Below are 24,549 nucleotides of genomic sequence, written 5' to 3'. Positions count from 1 at the left end.
GAACTGCTACCAGGTCCCCACCAATCCCCTGTTGAGTGCGTTTCGCCATCATCGACGATGAAGGCGACGTCTTTTCGTGTCTGGGGCGCTCGAAGCGCCTGACAGGGCTGGCGTTCTCCGACGCGATCCACAGTCCTCCACCGGGACGCTGCCAGCCCAGGGCGTGGCCTGCTGAACCGCGCGGCCGGATCTGGCATGTTCCACCTTCGTTCCAGAATGGAGGCGATGGCGTTGGGGTCTCTGCGGGATGTTCTGCCCGGGCGGGTCTACGTGGACTGCTCGTCCTGCAAGCGGTCCGGTCGGTACTCGGTCGCCAGCCTCCGCGAGCGGTTCGGGCCGGACATGTCGACGCTCGACATCCTGCGCACCCTGACGGCCTCGTGCCGCTACCAGCGGCCGCCCGGCTCGCCGCCGGCCCGGAAGTACGAGCACCTGTGCCTGGCCGCGATCACGCTTCCGCCGCCGGCCAGACCCACGACGCCGGTCTCGCCGGGCGTGCCGTTCACGATCGAGGTGTGGAAGGAGACGGGCGGCTGCGTCGAGGCGCAGCTCGCGGTGATCTACCCCATCGCCATGGCACGAGTCGCGTTCGAGGCCGCTTGCGAGCTGTGGCCGAAGCACGAGGTCACGCTTCGGGATCGGTGCCGGATCGTAGCGCGGCGGGAACGGCCGGAGGAGACCGTCGCGGTCCCCGCCATTACCGCGGGTTCGGCGGCCACACGCTGACGATGGTGCCGCCGCCGTCCCGACGGAAGGACTGGCATTCGACGTGGATAGCCTTGGAGTCCGCCTGGCTCAACTCGTCCCTGTCTGCAGGCGCGGTCTTATGGCAGCACATCGCCAGGCGCCCGGCTTCGGCCGCGGGGACCTTGAGGGAGGATGAGGCTGCCTTGCCAATCAGGTCGAAGAAATCGTTTGGGGGGTAGGCCGTCTCGACGTTCAGGCTGATGTGGCCAGGCCCGACGCCAATGCGGTCGCGACAGCTCAACATGAAGCTCTCAGCAAGGGGGTGCCGCAGGAACACATTGTCCCCGCTGGGCGACCGACGCACGAAGGTTGCACCGGTCGCCTCGACCATCTCGGCGGTCTGCACGTCGCATGGATCGGCGAGCGCAGCGGTCGGAAGGCAGCCGCAAAGGATAGCCAGGATCAGAGTGCGATGCATAAAGTCGTCGTGCGGTCCGCTTCGATGAGGTGCGTCTATGCAAAGTAGCCACCGGAATGGCGGTGTTGAGGGCAGCTGACCCCCTCGCCTTACCCAAGGTTGCAGGTATCATGCCTCAGCTGATCCATTCCGAGACGCTCATCATGAAGCCTGCCGACGCGGATCTCGGCGTGACGATCGATTTCGCCAAAGGCACCGCCAGCCCGCGCCGCGTGTTCGGCGGTCTTGTGACGATCCTCGAAGGGCTGGAGGGGCTTGACCGCGTCGTCATCTCGGCACTCGACCCACGCATCGTGCCGCTGATGGTGCTGGAGGACGTCGAGGCGGCCTCAATCACCGCTTGGGTGCGCACACGGCTGCGCCAGTCCGACGACGAGGTTCTGAAGTCCGGCGACCGGAAGAAGGCGGTTGGCTCGATACTGGTCAAAGGTAAGCATCGAACCCTGGAATACCTCGACGCCAAGCACGCGGTGAACGAGGGCCAGCGGCTCGTACAGCTCAGAGACGACCTCCAGGCGCTGGCCGAATCGTCCCCGATCCGGCATCTGCCGCAGCCGGCGCAAATTGAGTTGCACGACCTCGTGAGGCCGCTCGATCAGATCCAGGCCGGCAAGGCGGCACTATCTCCGGGCGACCGGTTGCTACTGACGACGGATGCCGGTGTCTACGAGGCCAACGTCGCGGAGACCAAGCGCCCGAGCGAATTCGTCACCGAAGCCGAAGGCAGCATGTCGAGCGGTGTCCTGCCGATGCAGTTGCTGGTCAGGCGGCCGGACTACCTCGGCGAGGCTAAGTGGGAGTTCAAGCACGGGCGGGACACCGTGACGGCTGCGATCCTCGACGAGGTGTGGCTGCAACGGTTTCGGGCGGGTGCGGTACCAATCGTGCCAGGCTCTGCACTCGCCTGCATGGTCCGCTATGCCTACGCCTACGATAAGGGCGGTCGGTTGACGTCGGTCCAGCACGATGTGGTCGAGGTCCAGCGTGTCATTCCGCCGACGCACGGGCCCGACGAGTCGATTGATTTCGTCTTGCCCTGAGACGCCCCGTATCCCGCCTATCAGCCGCTGACTTCTGCAGCGGGTGTCACGAGCGGAGGCGTCTGCTGGTGCTGCACAACGCGCCAGACCTCGTGCTCCAGCCGTCGGTAGGTCGAGGTGCAGCGCGCCTCGTACGTCTCGCCGTCGCGGCTCGCCTTGGCACGGTAGGCGATCACGATGAGGCCTTCCTGCGGACGGCTGATCCGCTCATCCGAGATCTCGATCTCAGCCCACCGCGGTGTGGACGCGACCGCCTCGATGGCCTGGGTCCCGCTGAGGACGAATGGCGGCTGTGGCAGGACCATGAGGCATTCCTCGTCCACGAGCTCACGGTAGTGCTCGGCGTCGCAGGTCCACAGGCTCTTCTCGAACGACCACACGCGATCATCGTCCACAGCGCTCTCCCTGATTCTTCGGATTGTAGAGGAAAGCGGACCGCCGACACGTTCGTTCCGCCTGCGACCTGGAGCAGACGCGCTGGACACCCGCCCGGACCTACGCGGCAAAGCTGAACGATGTCGACCGCCTCCTACCTCTCCCGTTGCACGCTCGCCGCCGAGCTCATGATCAGCGAGCGGCGTTGACGAGCTCGTTCGCAGCGGTCTCGCGCTGCCCGGGAAGACGTGATGCTTTTCGCGGGCAGGTAGCTGCAGCCCTCCTTCGCCAGGACGGCGGTAGTGATCGAATCCGGCTGGAAAGGGCCTGAGAAATGGTGACGGACTGATCGGGACTACCCTCCGGACCCATCAAAACCCAGGCCGGACCGATCTCGTGTAAGTTCTGCCTTGCCGCAAACCCAAGGTAGGCCACGATGGATGACGATCAGGACCGGGTCGTTGACCCAAACGGACCGCCGCCTTGGATTCACCTGCTCTCGCCGCAGCAACGCGACTGGCGGGCAAGGCAGCACATGATGGGCCGCAATCCCGACTCATACATTCTGGAACAGTTGGATGATGCCGGCGCTTGGCCGCCGAGAACCAAGCATCGCACCCGTCGCAAGCCTGCGGCCCCTGGCCGTTCTGTTGGATGAAGATGACGCTGGCGGCTTCAAGGGCGGTCACTTCAGGAAGGCGACGACGACACCCGCAAAAAGCTCGGCTGCTAAAACCATGAGCTGAGGATGCTCATAGCCGATGCCATTGAGGATATTCACGGCTCCCGCCGACAGGACCGCGACACCCAGGATTATCGCGACCCGGATGACTTCACTTCAGATAGCCCTTCGCCTTCAGGTGTTCGGTGAGGAGCGTCAGTTCATGCTCTCAGGATCCGACACTCTCACGCGCCAGCCTCATTGCTCTCAGGCGCGCTGTCCGCTCCTCAACGACCTGACGCTTCTCCTCGATTTCAACCCAGACCTCCGTGGAGTTCGTCTCGCGCGTCTCAGCCTTCAGGTGCAGACTTATGTGATCGTTGGAGCGTATAATCGGGAAGTGAGACATTGACCCTCCGCGATGATTGAGAGTGGTTGAGATGCAAGCACTGTGTGTCAGAGCTTCTTCAGCTCGCCCGTGGACCCATCCCGTTCCAAACGTGCAGCCTTCAGCCGAGCCGTGTTCTGATCCGCATCGCTGATACCCGGCGCGACGGAGGTTTTGTCGTCAGGATGATCTTGTATCTTGGCGAACGCGGCGTCGGCCTGCTTCCGCTCTTTGCTATGATTTTCAGGCAAACTGGATTCCTTAGTTTGCGCCCTCAGGATCCTCGCGGTGCCGCACGTAGCCCTGACCGGTGAGCCAAACTGTGAGCGCGTAGCGATCAGTCTACCACAGGCGCAGCAGGTACCCACCTGCCAGCACGACGACGATGAGGGTCACGGCCGAGATCCCGATTTTCTTTGCCGCCTCGGACCCCTGAAAAACGCCGCGCCGGCGGTTCCGGGGCCGAAAGGCTACGATCTTCGGATCCGACAGGTGCTGGGTCAGGCTGTCGGGCAGCCTGCGCTTCGATCGTCCCATGCGCATGTTCGCTTTCCTACGGCCGCCGTATCGCATGGAGAACTTGCGTCAGGTGCCCCACGACGTCGTCACCCTTCGTCGCAGCCGGGCCAACCTGGGGAGCTACCTCAGCTGGCTCGGCACGCTTGGCCACTTCCATTAGCACGTGCTCCACGGAAGGCGGCCACGGGGCGCCGTTGTCTTGGAGCATTCTGGCGGCCCGGACGAGCATGATGAACTGCTCTGGCGGGATCGTCGTGCCCGCCTCGTTCTGTTCGAGAATGCGGTTAGCGATTGCCGTCGCGAGCCTGGCGACCTCGACCAGCTTGTCGGGCTCAGCGTGGGAGCCCGTCACTTCAGGTAGCCCTTCGCTTTCAGATGCTCGGAAAATGAGGCCATCAAAGCGTGTCCCATATCCAAGCCGCCCCCATCATGGCTCCTCCCCCGCACAGCAGGACGATCACGAGGTAACGATGAAAACGGTCGGAGAGGTCAGCGGGCATGACGGGGGCCTACTAGAGCGTCACCCTTGATGGCCGGAGACTGAGGGCCGCCACTAGGTCCAAAACTAAACAGTTCGCCAATTCAGTTTTCGCGTGATCTTCAGGCCACAGCATCCTGCGCCAGCGCCACGGCCAGTTGGTCCGCAGGCCTTCCGCAGTCGCACACCCGGCCCTTCGCCGTTCTCCTCGATGAAGATGACGCCGGCGGTTTCGAGGGCTGCTTGGAGCCTTGCCCCCGTGTCGACGCGGCCGCCGATCGGTCCGTCTTCCGCTTCCAGGCGCTTTACGGCTGGGATCGACACGCCAGACTCGCGAGCGAGATCCTCCTGTGACCATGCCAGGAGAGCACGGGCTGCCTTCGCCTGACGGGTCGATATGGGCATTTGATACTTTCGGTATTCACGCCGCCCGGCATCATCGTTTAATACGAATAGCATCAGAACTGGCCAGCGACAGCAACGCGGCCGAGGCCTGACGCCTGCGTAAAAGCGCGGCCCCACGCACATCCCGAAGCCTTCAGCCCCGGGGATCTCCGGTTATGGCAACGCCCCCGCTCGCCCCAAAATCGGCCGCACGCCGGTTCACCGCCGCCCTCTAGACCACCCCCCGCCCCGTCATCGAACCCGACGAGGTTATTCCTGGCACTGTTGAGGCCTGGGAGGCGATCGCCCCTGTCCGCCCGGACACCGCCCACGTCCGCGCTCTGCGCTACCTCGACTTGGCTGGCTAGCTGATCTCCGCCGCCCTCATCATCGCCGGCGGCGTGTTCGCCTATGGCTATTTGCCGATCGCGTGAAGGAGGCTGTGATGACGTACGGACACAGCACCGCCGCCGACGCGGCGATCAAGGCAATGAGCGAAGGCCTGGAATGCTTTTTTCAGGATCAAGGCATCGCATCGGATCCGGTCCTCTCGGTCGAAACGGATCGAGGGTGTCTCGACCACCTGTTTCTGCGCCGTAGCGCCTGGGCGGCCTACAGCATCACCGGCACGTGCGTCGGCATCTTTGACGCCGCCCGCGAGGCTTCTGCTGCTCTGGGAGGCCGCTCATGACCAAGTCGACCACCAGGAAGACGCCCGCCGCCTCGCGCCCCTCTCTCTGGGCCCGGGCGGCTGATGTAGGTGCCTCGGCCGCCCGGGTTCTGGGACGGAAAGCCGAGGAGCCGGCTGCGCCTCAACCCATGCCGTTGGCCAAGACGTAGGCTGACGCGGTGGAGCTGAGCGGACTCAACATCTCCCAGCTCAGCAATCTCTTCGACGTGTTCAAGGCGATCCACCACCAGTGGCTCGCGGTAGGCTGTCAGCCGTTCGCAGAGAGCCATGACCCAATCGTCGGCGTGCGTCCGAATGCAGCTGGCGATCTTGCTGAGCAGGAAGCCTCGCGTGCGGCCCTGATCCGTGACCGCATCGCCGATGAGGCGCGTCTGCGAAGGCCGCAGGACGACTGGCAGCGCGACGAAGCCCTAAGCCTGCGCATCAAGGACGAGATCTTATGCGAGGGGGCGATCCGGGATCGCGATCTCCTCATGGAAGCCGTGAAGGCCTGGGGCTGATCATGAGCAATGTCGTTCCATTTCCCACCAGCCGTCGGGTGATGGCCAAAGCCATTCCGCGGGAGGAGTTCGAGCAGCTCGCGCTCGATGTCGTAGAGCGGATCGTCGCGCTGTTAGATGATCAAGATCGAGGGCCTGCCGCCCAAGCCGGCGACTGGGTTTTCCAGCCCAAAAATCTCCACAGCATGCAAATCCAGGCCGGTTATGTTGGAATTGAAATGGAGCGATAAGCCGGACACCGACGACGTTTAGACGTTTCAATCCGGCTGAAGGCGGCAAAATGCTCTACGATTGATGTTAGGCAAGGGATGAACATGACGGACTCGGTGCGCAACAACGTCGACCAAAGCCGTTTCGAGCTGGGGGCCGGCGATGCAGTTGTGTTCGCAGATTATCGGCGCGAAGCAGGCTGCCTCATCATCAGCTACGTCTACTCACCACCTGCCTTGCGAGGCACCGGAGCTGCTGGACGGCTCATGGAAGGCGTGGTGGCACAGGCCCGGGCAAGCGGCGAGCGGATTGTACCTCTGTGCGGCTACGCCAGGACTTGGCTGCACAGGCACCACGCGCACCGCGATCTGATCGCGTGAGGTAGCCAACACAGGCTATTCAGATCAATTGAGATCGTCGGCCTTGGCATAGCAAGGTGCGTGGCCGCTCCTTTGAGTCCAGGGACTTCTTAGAAGCGGCAGGTTTATTAGGCGGCGGCACCACCGGCCACGTAGCTGCGCCAGCCGCCGAACTGGGTGATGTCGTCCGCACCTGCGACGCCAGCCGCCTCGACGAGAAAGCCCTTTGGCGCCGTCCCGTCGGCGAGCCGCAGGGTGCCGATGCCAAGGGGCGTCGGGATGGCAGCCACGAAGTCGCCGAAGGCGGCGGGCGGCAGCGCCCAGACCTCCGTCTCGATGTGGCTGCCTTCGCCCGCGGCCACCCGGAGTAGACCCGGGCGCTGCGGCGGCCCGCCCGGCAGGGCGTAGAGGCGGTAATCCGGCCGGGTCGTCACCGCGCGCAGGTAGCGGGCGCCGCGCTCAGTCAGCTCGCGGTTCAGGGGCAGGCCGGAGAGATGCGCGCCGACGACCGCCAGCTCGATCTCGCGCGGGCCGGCCCGGACCGGGCCCGGCTCCACCGCTGGAACAGCCATCGTGCTGGCGCCGATCCGCTCAGCGGAGGCCGCATGCAGGCGCGCGCCGAGAGCGGCGAGGAGGCCGTCCGACCCGCGCGGCGCGAGCAGAGTGATCCCTGCAGGAAAGCCGTCTTCCCGTTTCCGCCCCGGGACCGCAAGGGCGCACCAGTCGAGCAGATTGACGAAGTTGGTGTAGGTCCCGAGCTCGCTGTTCGGGCCGATCGGGTCGGCCACCAAGGCCGCGCAGGTCTGTGGGCGCGGATAGGTCGGCACCGCCAGCACGTCGACGTGCTCCCAGACGGCATCCGCATCCCGGCGCAGATCTGCCAGGCGGTAGAGGCCCGCGAAAGCGTCCGCGGCGCTGTAGCGTTCGGCGGCGCCGATCACCGCCCGCGTGGTCGGGTGCAGGATCCCAGGGCGCGTCTCCATCACCGGGCGGATCGCCGCGTAACGCTCTGCGACCCACGGTCCGTCGTAGAGCAGCGCCGCCACGGCGAACATCGGGCTCAGGTCGACCGGCGCCGCCGCACCGGCAAGTGTTTCAAGGTCGGCGACGGAAGCAGCGAAGGCCGCCTCCGATAGGCCGTCGCCACCGAAGCGCAGGCTTGCCGCGTCCGGGAGCCCGAGGCGCAGGCCCGGCGGGAGCCCCACGGGGACGGGAGCTACGGGCAGCGCCCGCGACCAGGGATCAAGCCCGTCGGGACCCAACATGACGCGGAAGGCCGTATCGGCGTCGGCGACGGTACCAGCGAAGACCGAGAGCGTGTCGAGGCTGCGGCAGGCTGGGAGCATCCCGCGGCTCGAGATCGCGCCGAGGGACGGCTTCAGCCCTACGACGTTGTTGAGCGCAGCCGGCACCCGACCAGAACCCGCCGTGTCGGTCCCAAGGGCGAACGACACGATCCCATGGGCGACCGCCACCGCCGAGCCACTGCTGGAGCCTCCGGGCACATAGGCTGGGTCGATGGCATTGCGCGGGGCAGGATGGGGCGTGCGCAGGCCGACGAGCCCGGTGGCGAACTGGTCGAGGTTAGTCTTGCCGATCAGGATCGCCCCGGCAGCGCGGAGCCGTACAACAGCGTGCGCGGTCTCGGTGGGGGTGTAGGCGAAATCCGGGCAGGCCGCGGTGGTCGGCAGGCCAGCCACGTCGATGTTGTCCTTCACGGCGAAGGGCACGCCCCAGAGCGGCATTACCGCGAGGTCGAAGGGTGGGAGCGCGGCCGCTTCGGCTTGAGCCTCCGCCTCTGGTACCAGCGCGAGGAAGATACCGGGATCATCGACTGTCACGAATCGCCGGTAGCACTCGGCTACGACTTCGCGCGGGTCGAGGCCCGCCGCATAAGCTGCGTGCAGAAGCGGAATCATCGGGAAGGGGGGCACTGAGGCTCTCCTCGTCTTTGGCCGGCTCGCAGGTTCAGGATTCGTCACCAGATCCGAGATACCAGTCGAGGATCTCGGTCCCCTGCATGAAGACCGCGTCGCTGCGCGCGACCAGGGCGTCCAGCAGCCGTTCCAGCAGGCCGATGCGGTGTGGAACGCCGGTGATGTAGGGATGGATCGCGAAGCTCATCACCTTGGCGCCGCCGAGCGGACCGGGACCTGCGGCCTCGGCTGCGAGGCGGTCGAAATTGGCGACCGCCCGCTCGACGAACTCGTCGGCCCGGTGGTGCTGGATGGCCAGCAGCGGAATGTCGTTCAACTCGACGGAGTACGGCAGCGCTACGAGAGACCCGGTGCGTGTCGCCACCCGGCAGGGGCGATCGTCGACCACGAAATCGCCGACGTATTCGATACCTGCCTCGTGCAGATGATCGGGCGTGTCGAGGGTCTCGGTGAGGCCCGGGCCGAGCCAGCCACGCGGCGGACGCCCGGTGACCTCTGCGATCGCCGCGACCGTGCGCGCGATCATCTTGGGCTGGTCCTCGACCCGGTGGGTCGGGACCTGATGGAAGCCGTGAGCCATGAACTCCCAGCCGGCCGCGTGGGCCGCCTCGGCGATGCGTGGATAGGCGGCGCAGACCGAGCCGTTGATAGACAAGGTCGGGCAGATGCCCCGGCTGGTGAACGCCTCGAGGAAGCGCCAGAAGCCGACCCGCATGCCGTACTCGTGCCACGCCCAGTTCGGCAGATCGGGCAGCAGACTCGCGGCGGTCGGCGGCACCAGGATCTGGCGCGGCATTGGGTGGTCGATCAGCCAGTGCTCAACATTGACCACCGGCCAGACGGCGACGTGTTGGCCCCCGGGCAGCGCCAGGCGCGGCCGGTCGACGGCGGCGCGGTAGGCGAGGCGGTTCTCGGGCCTGCGAAGGTCGTCGAACGTGATGTCCATCAGGCAGCCGCCCGCGGCGCGTGGTGACTATGAAGCTGCGCGGCCAGCATTCGGCGCAGGTCGTTGAAGGCCGGGCTCGACACATCGCGCCGCCGCTTCAGGTCGATCGCGTGCACCGCCTCGATCCGGCCGGGACCGGGCGACATCATCACGATGCGGTCGGCCAGGAAGATGGCCTCCTCGATGGCATGAGTGACGAACAGGATCGTCAGCCCGGTGCGAGACCAGAGATCGAGCAGCTCGTCCTGCAACCGCTCGCGGGTCATGGCATCCAGCGCCCCGAAGGGCTCGTCCATCAGCACGACCTCGGCCTCGTTGGCGAGCACCCGGGCGATGGCGACCCGCTGCTTCATCCCACCCGAGAGCTGGTGCGGATAGGCGTCGGCGAAGGCCTGGAGACCGACGAGCGAGATGTACCGCTCAGCGGCGTCGCGCACCTCGGCTGCGGGCCGCCCGCGCGCCTTCGGGCCGAAGCCGATGTTGTCGCGCACGGTGAGCCACGGAAACAGGCCATAATCCTGGAAGACCATGCCGCGGCTCGGCCCCGGCCCCGCGATCGGCTTGCTCCACATTAGGGCATGCCCGGAACTCGGCGCCTCGAAGCCGGCGGCGACCCGCAGCAGCGTCGACTTCCCACAGCCCGAGGCACCGAGCAGGCAGACGAACTCGCCCCGAGCGACGGTGAGGTTCGCCTCGCGAAGGGCCTCGGTCCGGCGGCCGCCCGCCGTGTAAGTCTTCGATACCGCGCGCAGGTCGAGGATCGGGATCGAGGGATCAGCCATGGTTGGGGCTCCAGGCGAGCAGCCGACGGCCGAGCTGCATGACCAGCCAATCGGAGACGAACCCCGCGACCCCGATCACCGCCATGCCGCAGATTACGATCTCGGTGCGCGACAGCTGGCGCGCCTCCATGATGATCGCGCCGAGGCCGGTCTGAACGCCGGTCATCTCGCCGACCACGATTACCACCCACGCGAAGCCCAGGCCCAGCCGGAGACCGGTGAAGATCGACGGCAGGGCGGCCGGCAGAACGACCCGGGCGAACTGCGCCGGCCCGGTGCAGCCCAGCATTGCGGCCGCCTCGAACAGGCGCGGCTCCACCGAGCGCACCCCGAACACAGTGTTGACCAGGATCGGGTAGAACGCTCCGAGGAAGACGAGAAAGAAGGCGGAGCGCGGACCAAGGCCAAACAGGATCATCGCCAGCGGCAGCCACGCGGTGACCGGGACGGGCCGCAGGACCTGCAGGACTGGATCGAGGAGCGCCCGGACAAGCGGGACGCGCCCGATCAGCAGGCCGAGCGGTAGGGCTGCGGCGGCGGCCAGCGCGAAGCCGCCGTAGACGCGGCCGAGCGACGCCGCGAGGTGCGTCCACAGTGTGCCGCTGAAGGCGTCGTCGTTGACGCCGCCGATCGCGAGATCCTGCATCTCCGCCCAGACATCGGCGGGCGGCGGGATAAGGCTATAGGGCCGGCCTGCGGTGGCCACCTGCCAGACGGCGACGAGCAAAGCCGGCACCACGCTGGCCAGTCCCAACCGGCGCAGGCGTGCGAGCCCGGCCCCGGTCCTAGCCGCGGGCCTGGATGTCGATCCGACCGGCGACGCCGGCAGGGCGCCGGCCTCGATCCCGGTGCTCACGCTCGCCCCATCGCGTCAACGAAGCGGGTGTCGATGAAGCCGGGCTCCGGCAGGCGCTTGATCTGCTTGAGCGCCAACATGTGCTGGGCGTAGGCCCCAGCCTGTCTCACCTCGTCCGGCCCAAGGCGCCAAGTCAGCTCCACGTTCGGGGCCGAGAGTTCCAGCGCCTCGCGCTTTTGCCCGAGCTTGGCCACCGCCATGGCGATCATCGCGTTGCGGTCGCCGGCGGCGAAATCCGTGGCCTTGCGGTGAATCTCCAGCATGGTCCGGACGAGGTCCGGACGTTCGGCCAACGTGTCTCGGTGTGCGCCGAACACCATGTTCAGCGCCCCCATTTCGGTGCCGTAAGGATACTCGACGAGCTGGCCGATGCCCGAGGCGAGACTGACGCCCGGCCCTGGCTCTGCGCCGACATAGGCGTCGATATCGCCGCGGGCCAGCGCGATGTGCATCTCCGAGAAGGAGATCCGGACGGGCGTGATGTCCTTTACGGACAGTCCCTCCATGCGCATCCGCTCGAGGACGAAGACCTCCTGGGTGCTACCGGGCCAGATCGCGACCCGCTTGCCCCGCAGGTCCTTGATGGCGCGGATGTCCGAATCCTTCTTGGCGATCACCGCCATCCCGCGATTGCAGGTGGAGGCGATCACCACGAGCGGCTCGCCCGCGGCCGCCCCCAGCGTCGCGGCTGCGATGCCGAAGGTGCCGAAATCCACCGACTTGGTGACGACGGCGTTCTTGCATTCCGTCGGGCTCTCGAAGGGCACCACCTCCACCGTCACGCCCGCGGGAGTGAAGCGCTCGTAGAAACTCGGCGCGATCGAGTGGATCAGCTTCAGCGATCCCATTCGGATCGTGACGGGCGTGCCCTGGGCGCGCGCGCCAGACAGGGGGCCAAGGGCGAGGCCGGCCCCGAGACCGGCCAGAAGGGTGCGGCGGCGGATCATCGAATGGCTCCTTCAGAGTCCCGATGGTGCAAACGCTAGGAGTCTAACCTGTTGCAAGGAAGTGCTATTTGATGATCGTGCCGTTGCTTCGCAGGCAACGGCACGCATGATGAAGGCATGAAGCACCTGCGCACGGTCACCTATGTCGCCGAAGTCGCCCGGGCCGGCTCGATCCGGCGCGCGGCGGAACGTCTGAATCTCACGCCCTCGGCCCTGACGCGGCAGATCCAGGACCTGGAATACGAGCTCGGCACGCCGATCTTCGAGCGCCTGCCACAGGGAATGCGGCTCAACGCGGCCGGCGAGCTCTTCGTCCGCCACATCCGCGACCAGGCCGCGGATCTTGAGCGGGTGCGCTCACAGATCGCCGACCTGTCGGGGGTGCGGCGAGGGCACGTGGCCCTGGCCTGCAGCCAGGCCTTCGTTACGCAGGTGGTACCGGAAGAAGTGGAGGCCTATCGTGCGCGCTTCCCGCAGGTCGGCTTCACGGTGCAAGTCCGCGACCACGCGCAGGGGGTGAGCGCCCTGGCAGCCTTTGAGGCGGATCTTGCCCTGATCCTGCAGCCGCCGCCCTCGGCAGAGCTTCATCCACTCTATTCCGGCCAGCAGACGCTCTGCGCGTTGATGCGCAAGGGCCACGCGCTGGCGGCGGAGACCGGGCCTGTGCGGCTGCGCGACTGCCTGACCCATGCCCTGGCGCTGCCCGACCACTCGCTGGCCATCCGCCACCACATGGAGCACGCGCTGGCCCGACGCGGCGTCGAGCTACGGCCGGCTGTCGAATCAGGGTCGCTGGAATTCTTACGCAATCTTACGCTGCGAGAGAACGTGATCAGCCTGCAGATCCCCAGTGGCATCCCCCAGGATCCGCGCCTGCACAGTCGTCCTATCGACACACGCGATTTGACGCCGATGACATTGATTCTTGCGCAACTGCGCGGGCGATCACTTTCCGTAGCCGCGGCAAAGTTCGCCGATCAGCTCGTCCTTCGACTCAACCGAGAAGCAGCTTGACGTATTTTTTTAGCGGAAATTGTCAGCTGCGCTCGATGAAGTAACGTCTTCTCTCAGGCTGAACACGCTGGGTGCCGTGCCTCAGACGAATGGTTCAGGGGATTGGCCACGGCGGCGACGATGCCGGCGGCCCACTCGGTTCAGACGATGAATCAGGCGCGCCGGTTATGCTCGGCGATATAGGGTTTAATCGCAGCCTGCAGGTCGACGAGGCTGGCAAGTGAACCGCGCCGCAACCGGAGAGGTGATCGCCGATAAGATGCTCCCGACAGCATTCAGGCCGAAGGCGCAGGTCAGTGTGAAGTGGAAGGTCAAGTGCGGATGGTGGGCGAGCTAGACGCACAACTTTGTGCGCGTGCGCGCCGCCACACGTCGTCGCGCGAGCCGGTGGTCGCATCGAGTGTGTCCGCGGGTCGGGTCCATGTACACCGACGACGCGGGAATTTCATCGAGCCTGTCAGAGGTGTACCTGTCTTTAACGGCCCACGCCCTGCATTCGAAGCGCCATGCCGGACTTGAAAAGCCTCGATGTCTATTACTGGGCCGCCACCCTCGGCAGCTTCAGCCGCGCGGCCGAGCGATTGAACATGACGCAGCCTGGGGTCTCACAGCGGATCGCCGCGCTGGAACGGGAGTTCGGCCTGCCGTTGTTCGAGCGCGGCGCCCGAGCCGTCGTTCTCACGCCGAAGGGCCGTGAACTCCTGAGCTATGCCGAGCGCTTTCTGCGCCTGCGCACCGAAATGATGGGAGCCGTCGCCAATCCCGCGGCGACGACTGGTGTGCTGCGACTCGGCGCGTCGGAGACCCTGGTCCACACATGGCTCATGCGGTTCATCGAGGCGATGAGCCGGACCTATCCCGGAGTGGCCTTGGACCTCTCGGTCGATGTCTCGCCGAACATGCGTGATGCACTCGTGCGCCACGAACTCGATCTCGCCTTCCTCGTAGGGCCCATCACGGCGCCGGACCTGATCAACCTTCCTCTCTGCCGGTTCTCGATAGCCTGGATCGCCGCGCCTGGCCTTGATTTCGGTAATGGCGAGATCGGCTTGGCAGAACTCGTCAGGCACCCCGTAATCACCTATCCACGCAATACCAATCCCTATGCCCAGCTACGCGAACTGCTGGCGCGCTCGAATCTGCCGCCGCCGCGGCTCTACAGTAGCGCCTCGCTCTCGACGATCGTACGCATGGCGGTGGAGGGTATCGGCGTCGGAGTGATCCCTGCCGAGACCGTGCGCGCCGAGTTGGCGGACGGGCGTCTGCGCGTCGTTGAGACGACAGTGTGTCTTCCGGACATCAATTTTACCGCGACCTACGAGAACGTACCGGATAACCGGCTCGCTGCGGCGGCCGCCAAGATCGCCCGCAGCATCGCCGTTGAATGGTGTCGCAGCGCATAAGCCAGCCTTATGGATTTCTATGAGAAAAGATAATTAGACGCCCGATGCCCATCAGATAGGCTTGCCGTATTCGAAGGCAGAGCAGGTCGGTGATGACCTCCACGGTGACTCAGTCCGCAAACGATCCGACGGTTCGGGCGATGTGGACCGGCCTCGAGGGCCGGCTCGCCTGCCGCGATGGGACGATCCCCGGTAGCACTGCGGGCGTTGCCGACGGCTACGTCCAGGGAAATCTTGCAGTCTTCCCCGAGAGGCTAGCCGATGATTTCCGCCTCTTCGCCGAGCGCAACCCGAAATCCTGCCCTGTGATCGGCGAGTCGCGGCCGGGTCACCGCACGATCCCAGAACTCGGCCTCGACCTCGACCTTGCCACCGACGTGCCCGGCTACCGCGTCTGGCGCGACGGCGCGGTGGTCGAGGAAAGGACAGACGTCGCCGATCTCTGGCGCGACGACCTCGTGGCCTTCGTCATCGGATGCTCGTTTTCGTTTGAAGCAGCCCTCGTCGAGGGCGGACTTCCCCTGCGCCATGTCGAGATGGGCGTGCGCGTTCCCATGTACCGGACAAGCATTCCTTGTGCGCCGGCCGGGCCGTTCGCCGGGCCGATGGTCGTGTCCATGCGCCCGCTCACCCCCGCACAGGCGATCCGCGCAGTCGAGATCACCGCGCGCTATCCCCGGGTGCACGGCGCGCCTGTCCACCTCGCCCGGCCCGACTTAATTGGCATCAGTGACCTCGGCGCTCCCGATTACGGTGACCCGGTGCAGATCGGTGCGGACGAGATCCCGGTGTTCTGGGCTTGCGGCGTTACCCCCCAGTCGGTGATCGCCGCGGCCCGCCCGAATTTTGCGATCACCCACGCGCCCGGCTGCATGCTCATTACGGACCGGCTCAACGCTGAATTCGCGATGGCGTGAATCCCGCATTCGGGCTCTCGTCCCCTCGGAGAACTCCCCATGCTGCGTCGTCGCGAAATTCTGGCTGGTGGCGCCCTGGCACTCGCGGGGCTCGGGTCCCACCGCGCGGTGGCTGCCGACGAAGTTGTCGTAGGTGTGCTCTACGCCCTATCCGGCGCCAGCGCACAGAACGGCGTCGATGCTCGGCGTGCCTTCGAGACGGCGCTCGACGTGATCAACGAGAGTCACGACCTCGACCTTCCGGCCGCCAGCGGTATCGGCCTCGAAGGTCTTGGCGGCGCCAAGATCCGCCTCGTCATCGCCGACCACCAGGGCGACCCCCAGAAGGGCCGTGCCGAGGCGGAACGCCTGATCACACAAGACAAGGTCATCGCGATCGTCGGCGCCTACCAGTCCAGCGTCTCGGCCACGGTGAGCGCCGTATGCGAGCGCTACGGCGTACCCTTCGTCTGCGCCGACTCGTCCTCGCCGAGCTTGAGTCGCCGGAACCTCAAATACTTCTTCCGTCCGGCCGCCAACGACGAGATGTTCTCCGCGGCGATGTTCGATTTCATGGACAGCCTGCGTAAGCAGGGCAAGACGATCGACTCGGTCGCGCTGTTCTACGAGGACACGATCTACGGCATCGACTCGTCCAATGTGCAGCGCAAGCTCGCGAGCGAGCGCGGCTACAAGGTCGCCGCGGACGTGAAGTACAAGAGCAACTCGCCTTCGCTGACCGCCGAAGTGCAGGCGCTCAAGTCCGCCGGCGCCGACGTGCTGCTGCCGACCTGCTACACCAACGACGCCATCCTGCTCACGAAGACGATGAGCGAACTGGGCTACAAGCCGAAAGCGATCATCGCCCAAGCAGCGGGCTTCTCAGAGAAATCAGTGTTCGATGCGGTGGGCGAGCGGTTGCAGGGGCTGATCTCGCGGGCGAGCTTCTCCCTGGATCTGGCCGCCAAGCGCCCGTCGGTTGGCATCGTCAACGACATGTTCCGTAAGAGGGCCGACCGAGATCTCAACGACAACACCTCGCGCCAATTCACAGCAATGCTCGTCCTGGCCGACGCCCTCAACCGGGCAGGCTCCACGGAGGGCGCGAAACTGCGTGCAGCGCTTGCCGCCACGGACATACCCGGCACGCGCACGATCATGCCGTGGAAGAAGGTGGCCTTCGATTCCGGCGGCCAGAACCCCGACGCGACGCCAGTTCTGATCCAGTACGTCGGCACCAAGTTCGTGACGGTGTTCCCAGAATCGGCCGCCGTCGCCCCGGCAATCTGGCCGATGAACGCCTGAGCTGACGAACTGGTCGTGTTCATCGCACTCCCGTCGTCCCGCGATCAGGGGCGAGGGTGAAAGCGTGAGGCCCGTCGGTTCTCGATCACGACATCCTCGGACCTGCGCGGGATCACACCGATGACGATGCAAGCCCTCGTGCAGGTGCTGGCGAGCGGATTGCTCACCGGACTGATCTACGGCCTCGTTGCAGTCGGCCTGTCGCTGATCTTCGGTTTGATGGACGTGGTCAACTTCGCCCACGGCGAATTCCTGATGTTGGCGATGTACGCGACCTTCGGGCTCGTCTTCATCTCCGGGCTGGATCCGATCGTCCTGATGCCGCTCGTCGCCGCGCTCATGTTCGTGCTCGGCGGCACCGTGTATCTCGGCGTGGTCCGCTTCGCGATGCGGGCCAAAGCCAACCAGGGCATGGTGCAGATCTTCGCGACCTTCGGTCTGGCGATCCTGCTCCAGGGCGTGGCGCAGTATCTGTTCACCCCGGATTACCGCAGCCTTCAGGTCTCCTGGCTCGGGGGGAAGACCCTCGACCTTGGCGGCGTCTTCCTGCCCTGGCCGCAGATCTTTGGGGGCCTGGTCTCGCTGGCGGCCTTCGGCGGCCTATTCCTCTTGATGACGCGGACCGATTTCGGCCGGGCGCTGGAGGCGACCCGCGAGGACCAAGGCGCCGTTGCCCTGGTCGGCATCGACCGAAACCGAGTCTTCGCGCTCGGTTGGGGGCTCGGAGCCGCGCTCGTCGGGCTCGCGGGCGCCGTGCTCACCGTGTTCTACTACATCCATCCCGGAGTAGGCGGCGCCTTCGCGCTGATCGCCTACGTCACGGTGGCGCTCGGCGGCTTCGGCAGCGTGTTTGGGGCGCTCGCCGCCGGCCTGATCGTCGGGCTTGTCGAGGCGGCCACCGCACTGGTGCTGCCACCTTCGCTGAAATCGGTGGGCGTCTACGCCCTCTACCTCCTCGTCGTTCTGGTGCGGCCCCAGGGCCTGTTCGGGAGGCTCTGAGATGACCGGCATGACGCTCACCACCGCGCCTGCGGCCTCCCCGGGCCTGGACGAGGCTGCCCGACGCTTCGCGGCCAAGCGCCGACGCAGCCTCTATGTCGGCGCGGTCGTGTTCGCTGGGCTCGCAGCTCTGCCTTACGCGATCCGGGACGTGTACCTCCAGAACGTGCTGGTCCTGACCTTGCTCTACGCGGCCCTGTCGCAGAGCTGGAACATCCTCGGCGGCTATTGTGGGCAGATCTCGCTCGGCCACGCGCTCTATTTCGGCATTGGCGCCTACGCCACCAGCATCCTGTTCGTAAACTACGGAGTCTCCCCTTGGCTGGGGCTCGGGCTCGGCGGACTACTCGCGGCCCTGGTGGCACTCGCCATCGGCTGGCCCTGCTTCCGCCTCGGCGGCCATTATTTCTCGATTGCCACCATCGTCATCGCCGAAGCCGGGCTGCTGCTCGTGCAGAACTGGGATTTTGTCGGCGGGGCGATGGGCGTGCAGTGGCCGTTCAACCCAGATTCCTGGACGACGCTCCAGTTCGCCCGGGACAAGATCCCGTACGCCCATCTCGCTCTCGGCCTGTTCGTCGCGACGTGGCTCGTCACCTTCGGCGTCGCTGAATCGCGCTGGGGCTATGGTTGGCGCGCGGTCAAGGACGACCCAGCCGCCGCCCAGAGCCTCGGCGTAGAGGTGTTCCGCTCCAAGATGGCGGCGGCGGCGATCTCGGCTTTCTTCACCGCGATCGGCGGGGGACTCTACGCCTCCTACGTCTCCTACATCGATCCCGAGAGCGTGATGAGCTTTCGCTTCTCGCTGCTGTTCGCACTGCCTGCTGTGCTCGGAGGCGTCGGGACCCTCTGGGGGGCACTGGTCGGCGCGGCGATCCTCATCCCGATCACCGAGATCAGCCGCTCCTACCTCGGCGGCACCGGTAGCGGCATCGACCTGATTTTCTATGGCGGCCTCGTGATGGTCGTGGCGATTGCCCGGCCCGAGGGCGTGCTCAGCCTGTTCAAGCGGACGCGCGCCGCGCGCAACGAGGAGGTGTGATCCCGTGAGCGAGGACCCGAGTGGCCCGATCCTCCGCATCGACGACGTGACGCTGGCATTCGGCGGCTTGGTCGCCAACCGCGACGTGACCCTCGACGTGCGTAGAGGCGAGATCCTGGGGCTGATAGGCCCGAACGGAGCCGGCAAGTCGACCCTGTTCAACCTGATCTCAGGCGTCTACCGACCCAACAAGGGGCGTATCCTGTTCGAGGGGGCCGACGTCACGCGGCTGCCGCCGGCCGAACGCTGCCGCCGAGGGATCGCCCGCACCTTCCAAGTGCCGCGCTCGTTCGACTCGATGAACGTCCTGGAGAACGTCACCGTTGGCGCCCTCGCGCGACACCCGACCGCCGCCTCGGCTCGGCGTGCGGCCCTGGACATCCTTGAGCGCATCGAACTGACCCACCGGGCCGAGGCGGTGGCGGGCGAACTGACGCCGCCTGAGAAGCGCCGCTTGGAGGTGGCGCGCGCGCTCGCCACCGGCCCAAGCCTGCTGCTGCTGGACGAGGTGCTGACTGGCCTAACCCCATCAGAGGCCAAGGCCGGCGTCGCGCTGATCCGGCGCGTGGCGGCTACGGGCGTCACCGTGATCATGGTCGAGCATGTCATGGAGGTGGTGATGCCGCTGGTTGACCGCGCCGTAGTGCTCCACCTCGGCAGCGTCCTGGCTCAGGGCCTGCCGGCCGATGTGGTCCGGGATGACGGCGTCATCACCGCCTATCTTGGGGAGCGCCACCGTGCTGCTTGAGGTCAATGAACTCTCCACGGCCTACCAGGGCCTGCTGGCGATCCAGGGAGTTTCGCTCAGCGTGGCCGAAGGCGAGATTGTCGTCGTGGCCGGCGCCAACGGCGCGGGCAAGTCGACCTTGCTCAAGTCGATCTCCGGGCTCGAGCGACCGCGCGACGGCACCGTGAGCTTCGATGGTGTCCGCCTCGATGGGCTTCCAGGGCACCTAATTACAGCCCGCGGCGTCGCCTACGTGCCCGAGAACAAGCGGCTGTTTCCGCGTCTCTCGGTAGCTGACAACCTTCGACTCGGCAGCTATCTGCACCGGGGCAAGGCGGACCGCGACGCGCCACTGGAGCAGGTCTTCGCGCTGTTCCCGCGGCTCAAGGAGCGGCTGCCGCAGCGAGCGGCGACTCTGTCCGGTGGCGAGCAGCAGATGCTGGCCATCGGCCGGGCGCTGATGACGCGCCCCCGGCTGCTGATGCTCGACGAGCCCTCGCAGGGCATCATGCCCAAGCTCGTTGACGAAATCTTCTCGGCTATCACGGCGATCCGCGACACCGGGGTGACCGTACTCCTCGTCGAGCAGCGGCTCGCCGAAAGCCTCGCCATCGCCGACCGCGCCTACGTTCTCCAGACTGGCCGCGTCATCCTCTCCGGGCCGGCAGAGCAGGTGCGTGACGATCCGGAGGTGCGGCGGGCCTATTTGGGGATTTGATAGCGTTCCCGTGTCGGCAGCGCCGACGCACGGCATAACGGGAGCACGTCCGATGACCAGTGTGGATCTGAACTCCGACCTTGCAGAAGGCTACGGCACTTATGCTTGCGGTGACGACGCGGCGATGCTCGACGTGGTCACCTCGGCCAACGTCGCCTGCGGCCTGCATGCAGGTGATCCAGAAATCATGTCCCGTACTTTCCAACTCGCGAAGGATAAGGGCGTTGCGGTCGGCGCCCATCCGGGCTTCCCCGACGTCTGGGGCTTCGGCCGCCGCCACATTCCGTTTAGCCCCGGCGAAATTGAGCGGCTGGTGGCGTATCAGGTCGGCGCCGCTCAGGCGCTGGCAACCTATGCCGGACACCGCCTGACCTACGTCAAGACGCACGGAGCCTTGGGCAATATCGCGGCGGAGGAGCGTCCGGTCGCCGACGCCGTCGCTCGCGCAGTCAGGGCGGTCGATCCGAACCTCGCGCTGCTCGCCATCGCTCTAAGCGCGCAGGTAGCGGCGGGGGAGACTGCGGGCCTTGAGGTCCACCAGGAGATCTTCGCCGATCGCGGATATACTGAAGCTGGTCTGCTGATCCCGCGCAGCCAGCCCGGCGCCCTGATCACCGAGGCCGATGCCGCCGCCGAACGGGTGCTGCGCATGGTCGAGGGCGGGGCGATCCTCACCGCCTCGGGCAAGGCGCTGCCGACGCCGATCCGCTCGATCTGCGTCCATGGGGATTCCGCCCACGCCGTCGCCACGGCCCGGGCGGTGCGGGCCCGCCTGGAGGGTGCCGGCGTGACGCTGGCGCCGTTCCGGCCATGAGTGAGAACGAGCTCCGGCTGCTCGATTCCGGCGAGGCGGCCCTGGTGGTGGAGTTCGGCAGCACCGTCGATCCGGCGATCAGCGACCGGGTTCTGGCGCTCGACGACGCCCTCGGCCTCGATCCGCTGGACGGCCTGCGCGAGCGCGTGCCGACCTACCGCTCGCTGATGCTCCACTACGATCCGCTGGTGCTCGACCGGAAGGCACTGGCCGAGCGGGTCCGGGCGCTGGTCGCCGGGGCCGTGGCGCGCGCCGGCACGCCGACCCTATGGACGCTGCCCTGCTGCTACGACCAGCCCCACGGCGAAGACATAGCCCAAGTCGCCGAGCGCACCGGCCTGTCGCCCGACGCCGTGGTGGCGACCCATGCCGGGGCGATCTACCGGGTCTACATGTACGGGTTCGCGCCGGGCTTCGCCTATCTCGGCGGCCTGCCCAGGACCCTGGCGGTGCCGCGACGCACGAGCCCGCGGCCGCCGCATCCGCGCAACGCCGTGGTGATCGGCGGCGGCCTCGCGGCGGTGGCGACGGTGCCGATGCCGACCGGCTGGTACGTGATCGGCGCGACGCCGGCCCGGCTCTACGCCCCGGAGCGCGACGAGAGCTTCTTCATCGGCGCCGGCGACCTGATCCGCTTCGAGCCGGTGGACGCCGCGACCTTCGACGCCCTCGACGCCCGTGAAGCGGCCGGCGAGCGCGTGGCCCGCCGCGAGGAAGCCGGCCGATGACCGCCCTAGTCGTGCAAGCCGCCGGCCCCGGCATCACCCTCCAGGATGGCGGCCGGCACGGCTACCTGCGCTACGGCATCACCGCCGCGGGCCCGATGGACCCGCTGATGCACGCCACCGCTAACCGGGCCGCGGGCAATGCCCTCGACGCCACAGCCATCGAGGTCTCCACCGGCGGCCTGACGGTGACGGCCGAGGGTGGAACGCTCGGGATCGCGTTGGTCTCGCGCAGCTTCCGGATCGCCCTCGACGGCGCGGCTTTGCCCGACGCGGTTGCGATGACCCTGGAGCCGGGCCGGACGCTGACGGTCCGCGCCGGCGCCTCTGGTGCCTGGGGCTACCTGGCCGTGCAGGGGCGCATCGACGTGGCACCGGTGCTCGGATCGAGAGCGACCCATACCCGCTCCGGCCTCGGTGGCCTGAACGGGCGCGGGCTCGCGGTCGGCGACCGCCTGCCGGTGGCCGAAGCCCGCCCCGGCGAAGTCGCGCCGCACCAGCTGATCGCTCCCTGGCTCGACAGGAGTCCCGAAACAATCCGGGTCGTGCTCGGTCCGCAGGACGATTATTTCGCCGCCGACCAGATCGACGCCTTCCTGGCCGGTCCCTGGACCGTCTCGCCGCGCGGCGACCGCATGGCCTGCTTCCTGGACGGGGTGCCGCTGAAGCACGCCAAGGGCCATGACATCGTCTCCGACGGGGTGGCGATGGGCGCGATCCAGGTGCCGGGCAACGGCCTGCCGATCATTCTGATGGCGGACCGGCAATCCACCGGCGGCTATCCGAAGATCGCCACCGTGATCGGGCCGGATCTCGGGCGCCTCGCCCAGGCGCAGGGCGGGAGGTGCCTGGCGTTCCGCAGCGTCACCGTGGCGGAGGCGGTGGCGGCCCGCCGGGCCGAGCGCGACGCCCTGCGCGAGCCGGTGCCGCGCGATCCCATGCTTCGTACCGACTTTCCGTCCGAACTCCTGCTCGGCCTCAATCTCGTCGGCGGTGTCACCGATGGGCGAGCTTGAGGGCTCATTGGGGCAAAAGCGTTTGCCCGCACAGTTTGTATGGGCCCGGCACGGCGCGATCGCCCCCAGTCGCTGCACCGCGTCGCCAGGTTATCCGCTGCTCCTGAGGGCCGGCGGCCTCTCTGCCGCAGGAACACGACCATCCCGTTTTGGTTCGCTGATCGAATGCGATGAACGGGAGGGCGATACATGGCGCAGGTGCGCGGATCTACGGTCGTGATCACCGGCGCGTCGAGCGGCATCGGCCGTGCTGCGGCTTATGCCTTTGCTGCCAGGGGTGCCCGCGTCGTTCTCGCTGCCCGTCGTGCCGATGTTCTCGACGATGTCGTACGCGAGATCCGGGACGGTGGTGGCGCGGCGATCGCGATCCCAACCGACGTGACCGACACCGACGCTGTCTTCGCGCTGGCGGAAGGCGCGGCGAGGGCGTTCGGTGGCATCGATGTCTGGATCAACAATGCAGGTGCGGGGGTATTTGGGCCGCTCCTCGACGCTCCGCTCGACCTGCACAGGCAGACGATCGAGATCAACCTGATGGGTGCGATTCACGGTGCCTATGCCGTGCTGCCACACTTCCTTCGCCAGGGGCACGGCACGCTGATCAACACGGTCTCGATGGGCGGCTGGGCCCCGACGCCGTTCGCGGCAGCGTACACCGCGAGCAAGTTCGGCTTGCGTGGCTTCTCAGCCAGCCTGCGCCAGGAGCTTGCCCGGCATAAGCACATCCACGTCTGTGGCGTGTTCCCGGCAATTGTCGACACCCCCGGTCTGGAGCACGGGGCCAACGTCACGGGCAAGACGCTTAACCCAGGTCACCTCTACTACGCGCCCGAGAATGTGGCCGAGGCCTACCTGCGCTTGGTTCGGCATCCCCGACACGAGACGGCGGTCGGCTGGCCGGCCCGCCTCGCCCAAGCTGGCTACGCGCTCGCGCCCTCGCTGACCGAGCGTGTGATGGGCGCAGGATTTCGCTTCGCACTGGACCGGGCCGATCCAGGACCACGGACCCATGGGGCGCTGCGGAAACCGATCTCACAAGGAACGAGCGCTGACGGCGGCTGGCGGGCGCGCAAGGGTGTACCGTCGGCGGGGACGATAAGCGCCGGGATCGTTTGGGCCGGTGTCGGCGCCGCCGTTTTGCTTGGCGTCGCCCTGAGCACGCGGAAGGCCCGATAGAGGATTGTATTCTCGTCTGCTTGGGCGGCGATCCGTGAACCGTCAACCGCGCCGAGCGTCGATCTTGGAACGATGTCGCCCCGCGACCGTGGAGGACGTGCGGGCAAACCTGGCGTTCGACTACGAACCGAGCGCTCCGACATGCGTTGCAGCGTGCGCGGGCGGATGTCCGCCGCGCCGAGGATCCAGCGGGTCCCGACAACAATCCGCCAAGACCGCCTGCCGCTCGCTACCGTTCGCCCGGCTTAAACGGGGGTTCCTTGCCTAGCGGCACGCCTTCCTCGGCCATGCTCAGTAGCATGGCCACCGTCACGTAGGTGCCGGTGAGTGTCGTCAGGTCCACTACGCCCTGCTCACCCAGCACTTCCTTGGCCCGAGCGTGTCAAACAGCGTTGAACATTGGTTCTTCCGCACTTTCGGTGCTGAAGGTTTGGCATCCGATCAAGCTTTGCCGATCCCGGCTCATGCAGGATGCA

The 24,549-nt window shown here is 66.7% G+C and carries 27 protein-coding genes; 18 read left to right on the top strand and 9 right to left on the bottom strand.

Annotated features, from left to right (window positions below; genetic code table 11):
• The first annotated feature begins 225 nt into the window (after positions 1–225).
• Positions 226–726: a hypothetical protein gene (locus AC0IY0_RS23530; protein ID WP_471765736.1), complete on the top strand. Its 501-nt coding sequence runs from the start codon at positions 226–228 to the stop codon at positions 724–726.
• Here AC0IY0_RS23530 and AC0IY0_RS23525 read toward each other — a convergent pair.
• Entirely contained in the window at positions 698–1,165 is a 468-nt protein-coding gene (locus AC0IY0_RS23525; protein ID WP_471765734.1) for a hypothetical protein, read from the bottom strand. The genes AC0IY0_RS23530 and AC0IY0_RS23525 overlap by 29 nt on opposite strands.
• 110 nt (positions 1,166–1,275) lie before the next feature.
• On the opposite strand from AC0IY0_RS23525, the gene AC0IY0_RS23520 reads away from it, so the two are divergent.
• Positions 1,276–2,205, top strand: a complete 930-nt coding sequence (locus AC0IY0_RS23520) for a hypothetical protein (protein WP_471765732.1) — start codon at positions 1,276–1,278, stop codon at positions 2,203–2,205.
• A gap of 20 nt (positions 2,206–2,225) precedes the next feature.
• Here AC0IY0_RS23520 and AC0IY0_RS23515 read toward each other — a convergent pair whose 3' ends face one another.
• From AC0IY0_RS23515 to AC0IY0_RS23505, 3 genes are all read right to left on the bottom strand, one after another.
• Positions 2,226–2,600 (bottom strand): DUF4440 domain-containing protein, encoded by a 375-nt coding sequence (locus AC0IY0_RS23515; protein WP_147939079.1) that lies wholly within the window; start codon positions 2,598–2,600, stop codon positions 2,226–2,228.
• Positions 2,601–3,697: 1,097 nt separating this feature from the next.
• The gene (locus tag AC0IY0_RS23510) at positions 3,698–3,880 is read right to left on the bottom strand and encodes a hypothetical protein (RefSeq protein WP_471765731.1); all 183 of its coding nucleotides are present in this window, start codon (positions 3,878–3,880) and stop codon (positions 3,698–3,700) included.
• Positions 3,881–3,971: 91 nt separating this feature from the next.
• On the bottom strand, positions 3,972–4,172 hold the full coding sequence (locus tag AC0IY0_RS23505) for a hypothetical protein (RefSeq protein ID WP_471765730.1): 201 nt from the start codon (positions 4,170–4,172) through the stop codon (positions 3,972–3,974).
• Between the two features lie 1,283 nt (positions 4,173–5,455).
• Here AC0IY0_RS23505 and AC0IY0_RS23500 point away from each other — a divergent pair.
• The 4 genes from AC0IY0_RS23500 to AC0IY0_RS23485 all read left to right on the top strand — a co-directional run bounded on the left by AC0IY0_RS23500 (position 5,456) and on the right by AC0IY0_RS23485 (position 6,791).
• Positions 5,456–5,701, top strand: a complete 246-nt coding sequence (locus tag AC0IY0_RS23500; protein ID WP_471765729.1) for a hypothetical protein — start codon at positions 5,456–5,458, stop codon at positions 5,699–5,701.
• Between the two features lie 158 nt (positions 5,702–5,859).
• The gene (locus tag AC0IY0_RS23495; RefSeq protein ID WP_471765727.1) at positions 5,860–6,201 is read left to right on the top strand and encodes a hypothetical protein; all 342 of its coding nucleotides are present in this window, start codon (positions 5,860–5,862) and stop codon (positions 6,199–6,201) included.
• A gap of 2 nt (positions 6,202–6,203) precedes the next feature.
• A complete protein-coding gene (locus AC0IY0_RS23490) occupies positions 6,204–6,431 on the top strand; it encodes a hypothetical protein (protein WP_471765725.1) in 228 nt (75 codons plus the stop codon).
• 78 nt (positions 6,432–6,509) lie between these two features.
• On the top strand, positions 6,510–6,791 hold the full coding sequence (locus tag AC0IY0_RS23485; protein ID WP_471765723.1) for a GNAT family N-acetyltransferase: 282 nt from the start codon (positions 6,510–6,512) through the stop codon (positions 6,789–6,791).
• A gap of 107 nt (positions 6,792–6,898) precedes the next feature.
• Here AC0IY0_RS23485 and atzF read toward each other — a convergent pair whose 3' ends face one another.
• The 5 genes from atzF to AC0IY0_RS23460 are packed head-to-tail and all read right to left on the bottom strand — an operon-like array spanning position 6,899 to position 12,238.
• Positions 6,899–8,689 carry an allophanate hydrolase gene (gene atzF / locus AC0IY0_RS23480; RefSeq protein ID WP_471765814.1) on the bottom strand — a complete coding sequence of 597 codons (1,791 nt, stop codon included), beginning with the start codon at positions 8,687–8,689 and terminating at the stop codon, positions 6,899–6,901.
• Positions 8,690–8,738: 49 nt separating this feature from the next.
• On the bottom strand, positions 8,739–9,653 hold the full coding sequence (locus tag AC0IY0_RS23475) for a polysaccharide deacetylase family protein (RefSeq protein WP_471765721.1): 915 nt from the start codon (positions 9,651–9,653) through the stop codon (positions 8,739–8,741).
• Complete coding sequence (locus AC0IY0_RS23470) at positions 9,653–10,435, bottom strand: ABC transporter ATP-binding protein (protein WP_471765719.1); 783 nt, start codon at positions 10,433–10,435, stop codon at positions 9,653–9,655. The genes AC0IY0_RS23475 and AC0IY0_RS23470 overlap by 1 nt, the downstream gene beginning before the upstream one ends.
• Positions 10,428–11,291, bottom strand: a complete 864-nt coding sequence (locus AC0IY0_RS23465) for an ABC transporter permease (protein WP_447672514.1) — start codon at positions 11,289–11,291, stop codon at positions 10,428–10,430. Before AC0IY0_RS23465 ends, AC0IY0_RS23470 begins: the two co-directional genes overlap by 8 nt.
• A complete protein-coding gene (locus AC0IY0_RS23460) occupies positions 11,288–12,238 on the bottom strand; it encodes an ABC transporter substrate-binding protein (protein ID WP_471765717.1) in 951 nt (316 codons plus the stop codon). Before AC0IY0_RS23460 ends, AC0IY0_RS23465 begins: the two co-directional genes overlap by 4 nt.
• 117 nt (positions 12,239–12,355) lie before the next feature.
• On the opposite strand from AC0IY0_RS23460, the gene AC0IY0_RS23455 reads away from it, so the two are divergent.
• The 12 genes from AC0IY0_RS23455 (at position 12,356) to AC0IY0_RS23400 (ending at position 24,073) form a co-directional block, all read left to right on the top strand.
• Entirely contained in the window at positions 12,356–13,252 is an 897-nt protein-coding gene (locus AC0IY0_RS23455) for a LysR family transcriptional regulator (RefSeq protein WP_471765715.1), read from the top strand.
• Between the two features lie 506 nt (positions 13,253–13,758).
• Entirely contained in the window at positions 13,759–14,655 is an 897-nt protein-coding gene (locus AC0IY0_RS23450; protein WP_471765713.1) for a LysR family transcriptional regulator, read from the top strand.
• 140 nt (positions 14,656–14,795) lie between these two features.
• Positions 14,796–15,572 carry a putative hydro-lyase gene (locus tag AC0IY0_RS23445; protein ID WP_471765812.1) on the top strand — a complete coding sequence of 259 codons (777 nt, stop codon included), beginning with the start codon at positions 14,796–14,798 and terminating at the stop codon, positions 15,570–15,572.
• Positions 15,573–15,611: 39 nt separating this feature from the next.
• On the top strand, positions 15,612–16,856 hold the full coding sequence (locus AC0IY0_RS23440) for an ABC transporter substrate-binding protein (protein ID WP_471765711.1): 1,245 nt from the start codon (positions 15,612–15,614) through the stop codon (positions 16,854–16,856).
• A 120-nt stretch (positions 16,857–16,976) separates the two neighbouring features.
• Positions 16,977–17,855, top strand: coding sequence for a branched-chain amino acid ABC transporter permease (locus tag AC0IY0_RS23435; RefSeq protein WP_471765710.1), 879 nt, complete (start codon positions 16,977–16,979; stop codon positions 17,853–17,855).
• Between the two features lie 10 nt (positions 17,856–17,865).
• Complete coding sequence (locus tag AC0IY0_RS23430; RefSeq protein WP_471765811.1) at positions 17,866–18,897, top strand: branched-chain amino acid ABC transporter permease; 1,032 nt, start codon at positions 17,866–17,868, stop codon at positions 18,895–18,897.
• 4 nt (positions 18,898–18,901) lie between these two features.
• Positions 18,902–19,645: an ABC transporter ATP-binding protein gene (locus AC0IY0_RS23425; RefSeq protein ID WP_471765708.1), complete on the top strand. Its 744-nt coding sequence runs from the start codon at positions 18,902–18,904 to the stop codon at positions 19,643–19,645.
• Positions 19,596–20,342, top strand: a complete 747-nt coding sequence (locus AC0IY0_RS23420; protein ID WP_471765707.1) for an ABC transporter ATP-binding protein — start codon at positions 19,596–19,598, stop codon at positions 20,340–20,342. The genes AC0IY0_RS23425 and AC0IY0_RS23420 overlap by 50 nt, the downstream gene beginning before the upstream one ends.
• A 52-nt stretch (positions 20,343–20,394) precedes the next feature.
• Complete coding sequence (locus tag AC0IY0_RS23415; RefSeq protein WP_471765809.1) at positions 20,395–21,156, top strand: 5-oxoprolinase subunit PxpA; 762 nt, start codon at positions 20,395–20,397, stop codon at positions 21,154–21,156.
• The gene (locus tag AC0IY0_RS23410; protein WP_471765706.1) at positions 21,153–21,884 is read left to right on the top strand and encodes a 5-oxoprolinase subunit B family protein; all 732 of its coding nucleotides are present in this window, start codon (positions 21,153–21,155) and stop codon (positions 21,882–21,884) included. The genes AC0IY0_RS23415 and AC0IY0_RS23410 overlap by 4 nt, the downstream gene beginning before the upstream one ends.
• Positions 21,881–22,897 (top strand): 5-oxoprolinase subunit C family protein, encoded by a 1,017-nt coding sequence (locus AC0IY0_RS23405; RefSeq protein WP_471765704.1) that lies wholly within the window; start codon positions 21,881–21,883, stop codon positions 22,895–22,897. The genes AC0IY0_RS23410 and AC0IY0_RS23405 overlap by 4 nt, the downstream gene beginning before the upstream one ends.
• A gap of 189 nt (positions 22,898–23,086) precedes the next feature.
• Positions 23,087–24,073 carry an SDR family oxidoreductase gene (locus AC0IY0_RS23400; protein ID WP_471765703.1) on the top strand — a complete coding sequence of 329 codons (987 nt, stop codon included), beginning with the start codon at positions 23,087–23,089 and terminating at the stop codon, positions 24,071–24,073.
• Positions 24,074–24,549 lie beyond the last annotated feature (476 nt).

The sequence above is a fragment of the Methylobacterium sp. AC315 genome (assembly GCF_979253755.1).
This window is presented reverse-complemented; position numbering and strand designations above follow the sequence as displayed.

Bases quoted from the DNA above. Each gene is read 5' to 3' on its own strand.
- AC0IY0_RS23455 (WP_471765715.1), top strand. From the start codon at position 12,356: ATGAAGCACCTGCGCACGGTCACCTATGTCGCCGAAGTCGCCCGGGCC.
- AC0IY0_RS23415 (WP_471765809.1), top strand. From the start codon at position 20,395: ATGACCAGTGTGGATCTGAACTCCGACCTTGCAGAAGGCTACGGCACT.
- AC0IY0_RS23430 (WP_471765811.1), top strand. From the start codon at position 17,866: ATGACGCTCACCACCGCGCCTGCGGCCTCCCCGGGCCTGGACGAGGCT.
- AC0IY0_RS23450 (WP_471765713.1), top strand. From the start codon at position 13,759: ATGCCGGACTTGAAAAGCCTCGATGTCTATTACTGGGCCGCCACCCTC.
- AC0IY0_RS23405 (WP_471765704.1), top strand. From the start codon at position 21,881: ATGACCGCCCTAGTCGTGCAAGCCGCCGGCCCCGGCATCACCCTCCAG.
- atzF (WP_471765814.1), bottom strand. From the start codon at position 8,689: ATGATTCCGCTTCTGCACGCAGCTTATGCGGCGGGCCTCGACCCGCGC.
- AC0IY0_RS23500 (WP_471765729.1), top strand. From the start codon at position 5,456: ATGACGTACGGACACAGCACCGCCGCCGACGCGGCGATCAAGGCAATG.
- AC0IY0_RS23520 (WP_471765732.1), top strand. From the start codon at position 1,276: ATGCCTCAGCTGATCCATTCCGAGACGCTCATCATGAAGCCTGCCGAC.
- AC0IY0_RS23410 (WP_471765706.1), top strand. From the start codon at position 21,153: ATGAGTGAGAACGAGCTCCGGCTGCTCGATTCCGGCGAGGCGGCCCTG.
- AC0IY0_RS23525 (WP_471765734.1), bottom strand. From the start codon at position 1,165: ATGCATCGCACTCTGATCCTGGCTATCCTTTGCGGCTGCCTTCCGACC.
- AC0IY0_RS23435 (WP_471765710.1), top strand. From the start codon at position 16,977: ATGACGATGCAAGCCCTCGTGCAGGTGCTGGCGAGCGGATTGCTCACC.
- AC0IY0_RS23440 (WP_471765711.1), top strand. From the start codon at position 15,612: ATGCTGCGTCGTCGCGAAATTCTGGCTGGTGGCGCCCTGGCACTCGCG.
- AC0IY0_RS23470 (WP_471765719.1), bottom strand. From the start codon at position 10,435: ATGGCTGATCCCTCGATCCCGATCCTCGACCTGCGCGCGGTATCGAAG.
- AC0IY0_RS23530 (WP_471765736.1), top strand. From the start codon at position 226: ATGGCGTTGGGGTCTCTGCGGGATGTTCTGCCCGGGCGGGTCTACGTG.
- AC0IY0_RS23420 (WP_471765707.1), top strand. From the start codon at position 19,596: ATGACGGCGTCATCACCGCCTATCTTGGGGAGCGCCACCGTGCTGCTT.
- AC0IY0_RS23460 (WP_471765717.1), bottom strand. From the start codon at position 12,238: ATGATCCGCCGCCGCACCCTTCTGGCCGGTCTCGGGGCCGGCCTCGCC.
- AC0IY0_RS23490 (WP_471765725.1), top strand. From the start codon at position 6,204: ATGAGCAATGTCGTTCCATTTCCCACCAGCCGTCGGGTGATGGCCAAA.
- AC0IY0_RS23445 (WP_471765812.1), top strand. From the start codon at position 14,796: ATGTGGACCGGCCTCGAGGGCCGGCTCGCCTGCCGCGATGGGACGATC.
- AC0IY0_RS23505 (WP_471765730.1), bottom strand. From the start codon at position 4,172: ATGCGCATGGGACGATCGAAGCGCAGGCTGCCCGACAGCCTGACCCAG.
- AC0IY0_RS23485 (WP_471765723.1), top strand. From the start codon at position 6,510: ATGAACATGACGGACTCGGTGCGCAACAACGTCGACCAAAGCCGTTTC.
- AC0IY0_RS23400 (WP_471765703.1), top strand. From the start codon at position 23,087: ATGGCGCAGGTGCGCGGATCTACGGTCGTGATCACCGGCGCGTCGAGC.
- AC0IY0_RS23475 (WP_471765721.1), bottom strand. From the start codon at position 9,653: ATGGACATCACGTTCGACGACCTTCGCAGGCCCGAGAACCGCCTCGCC.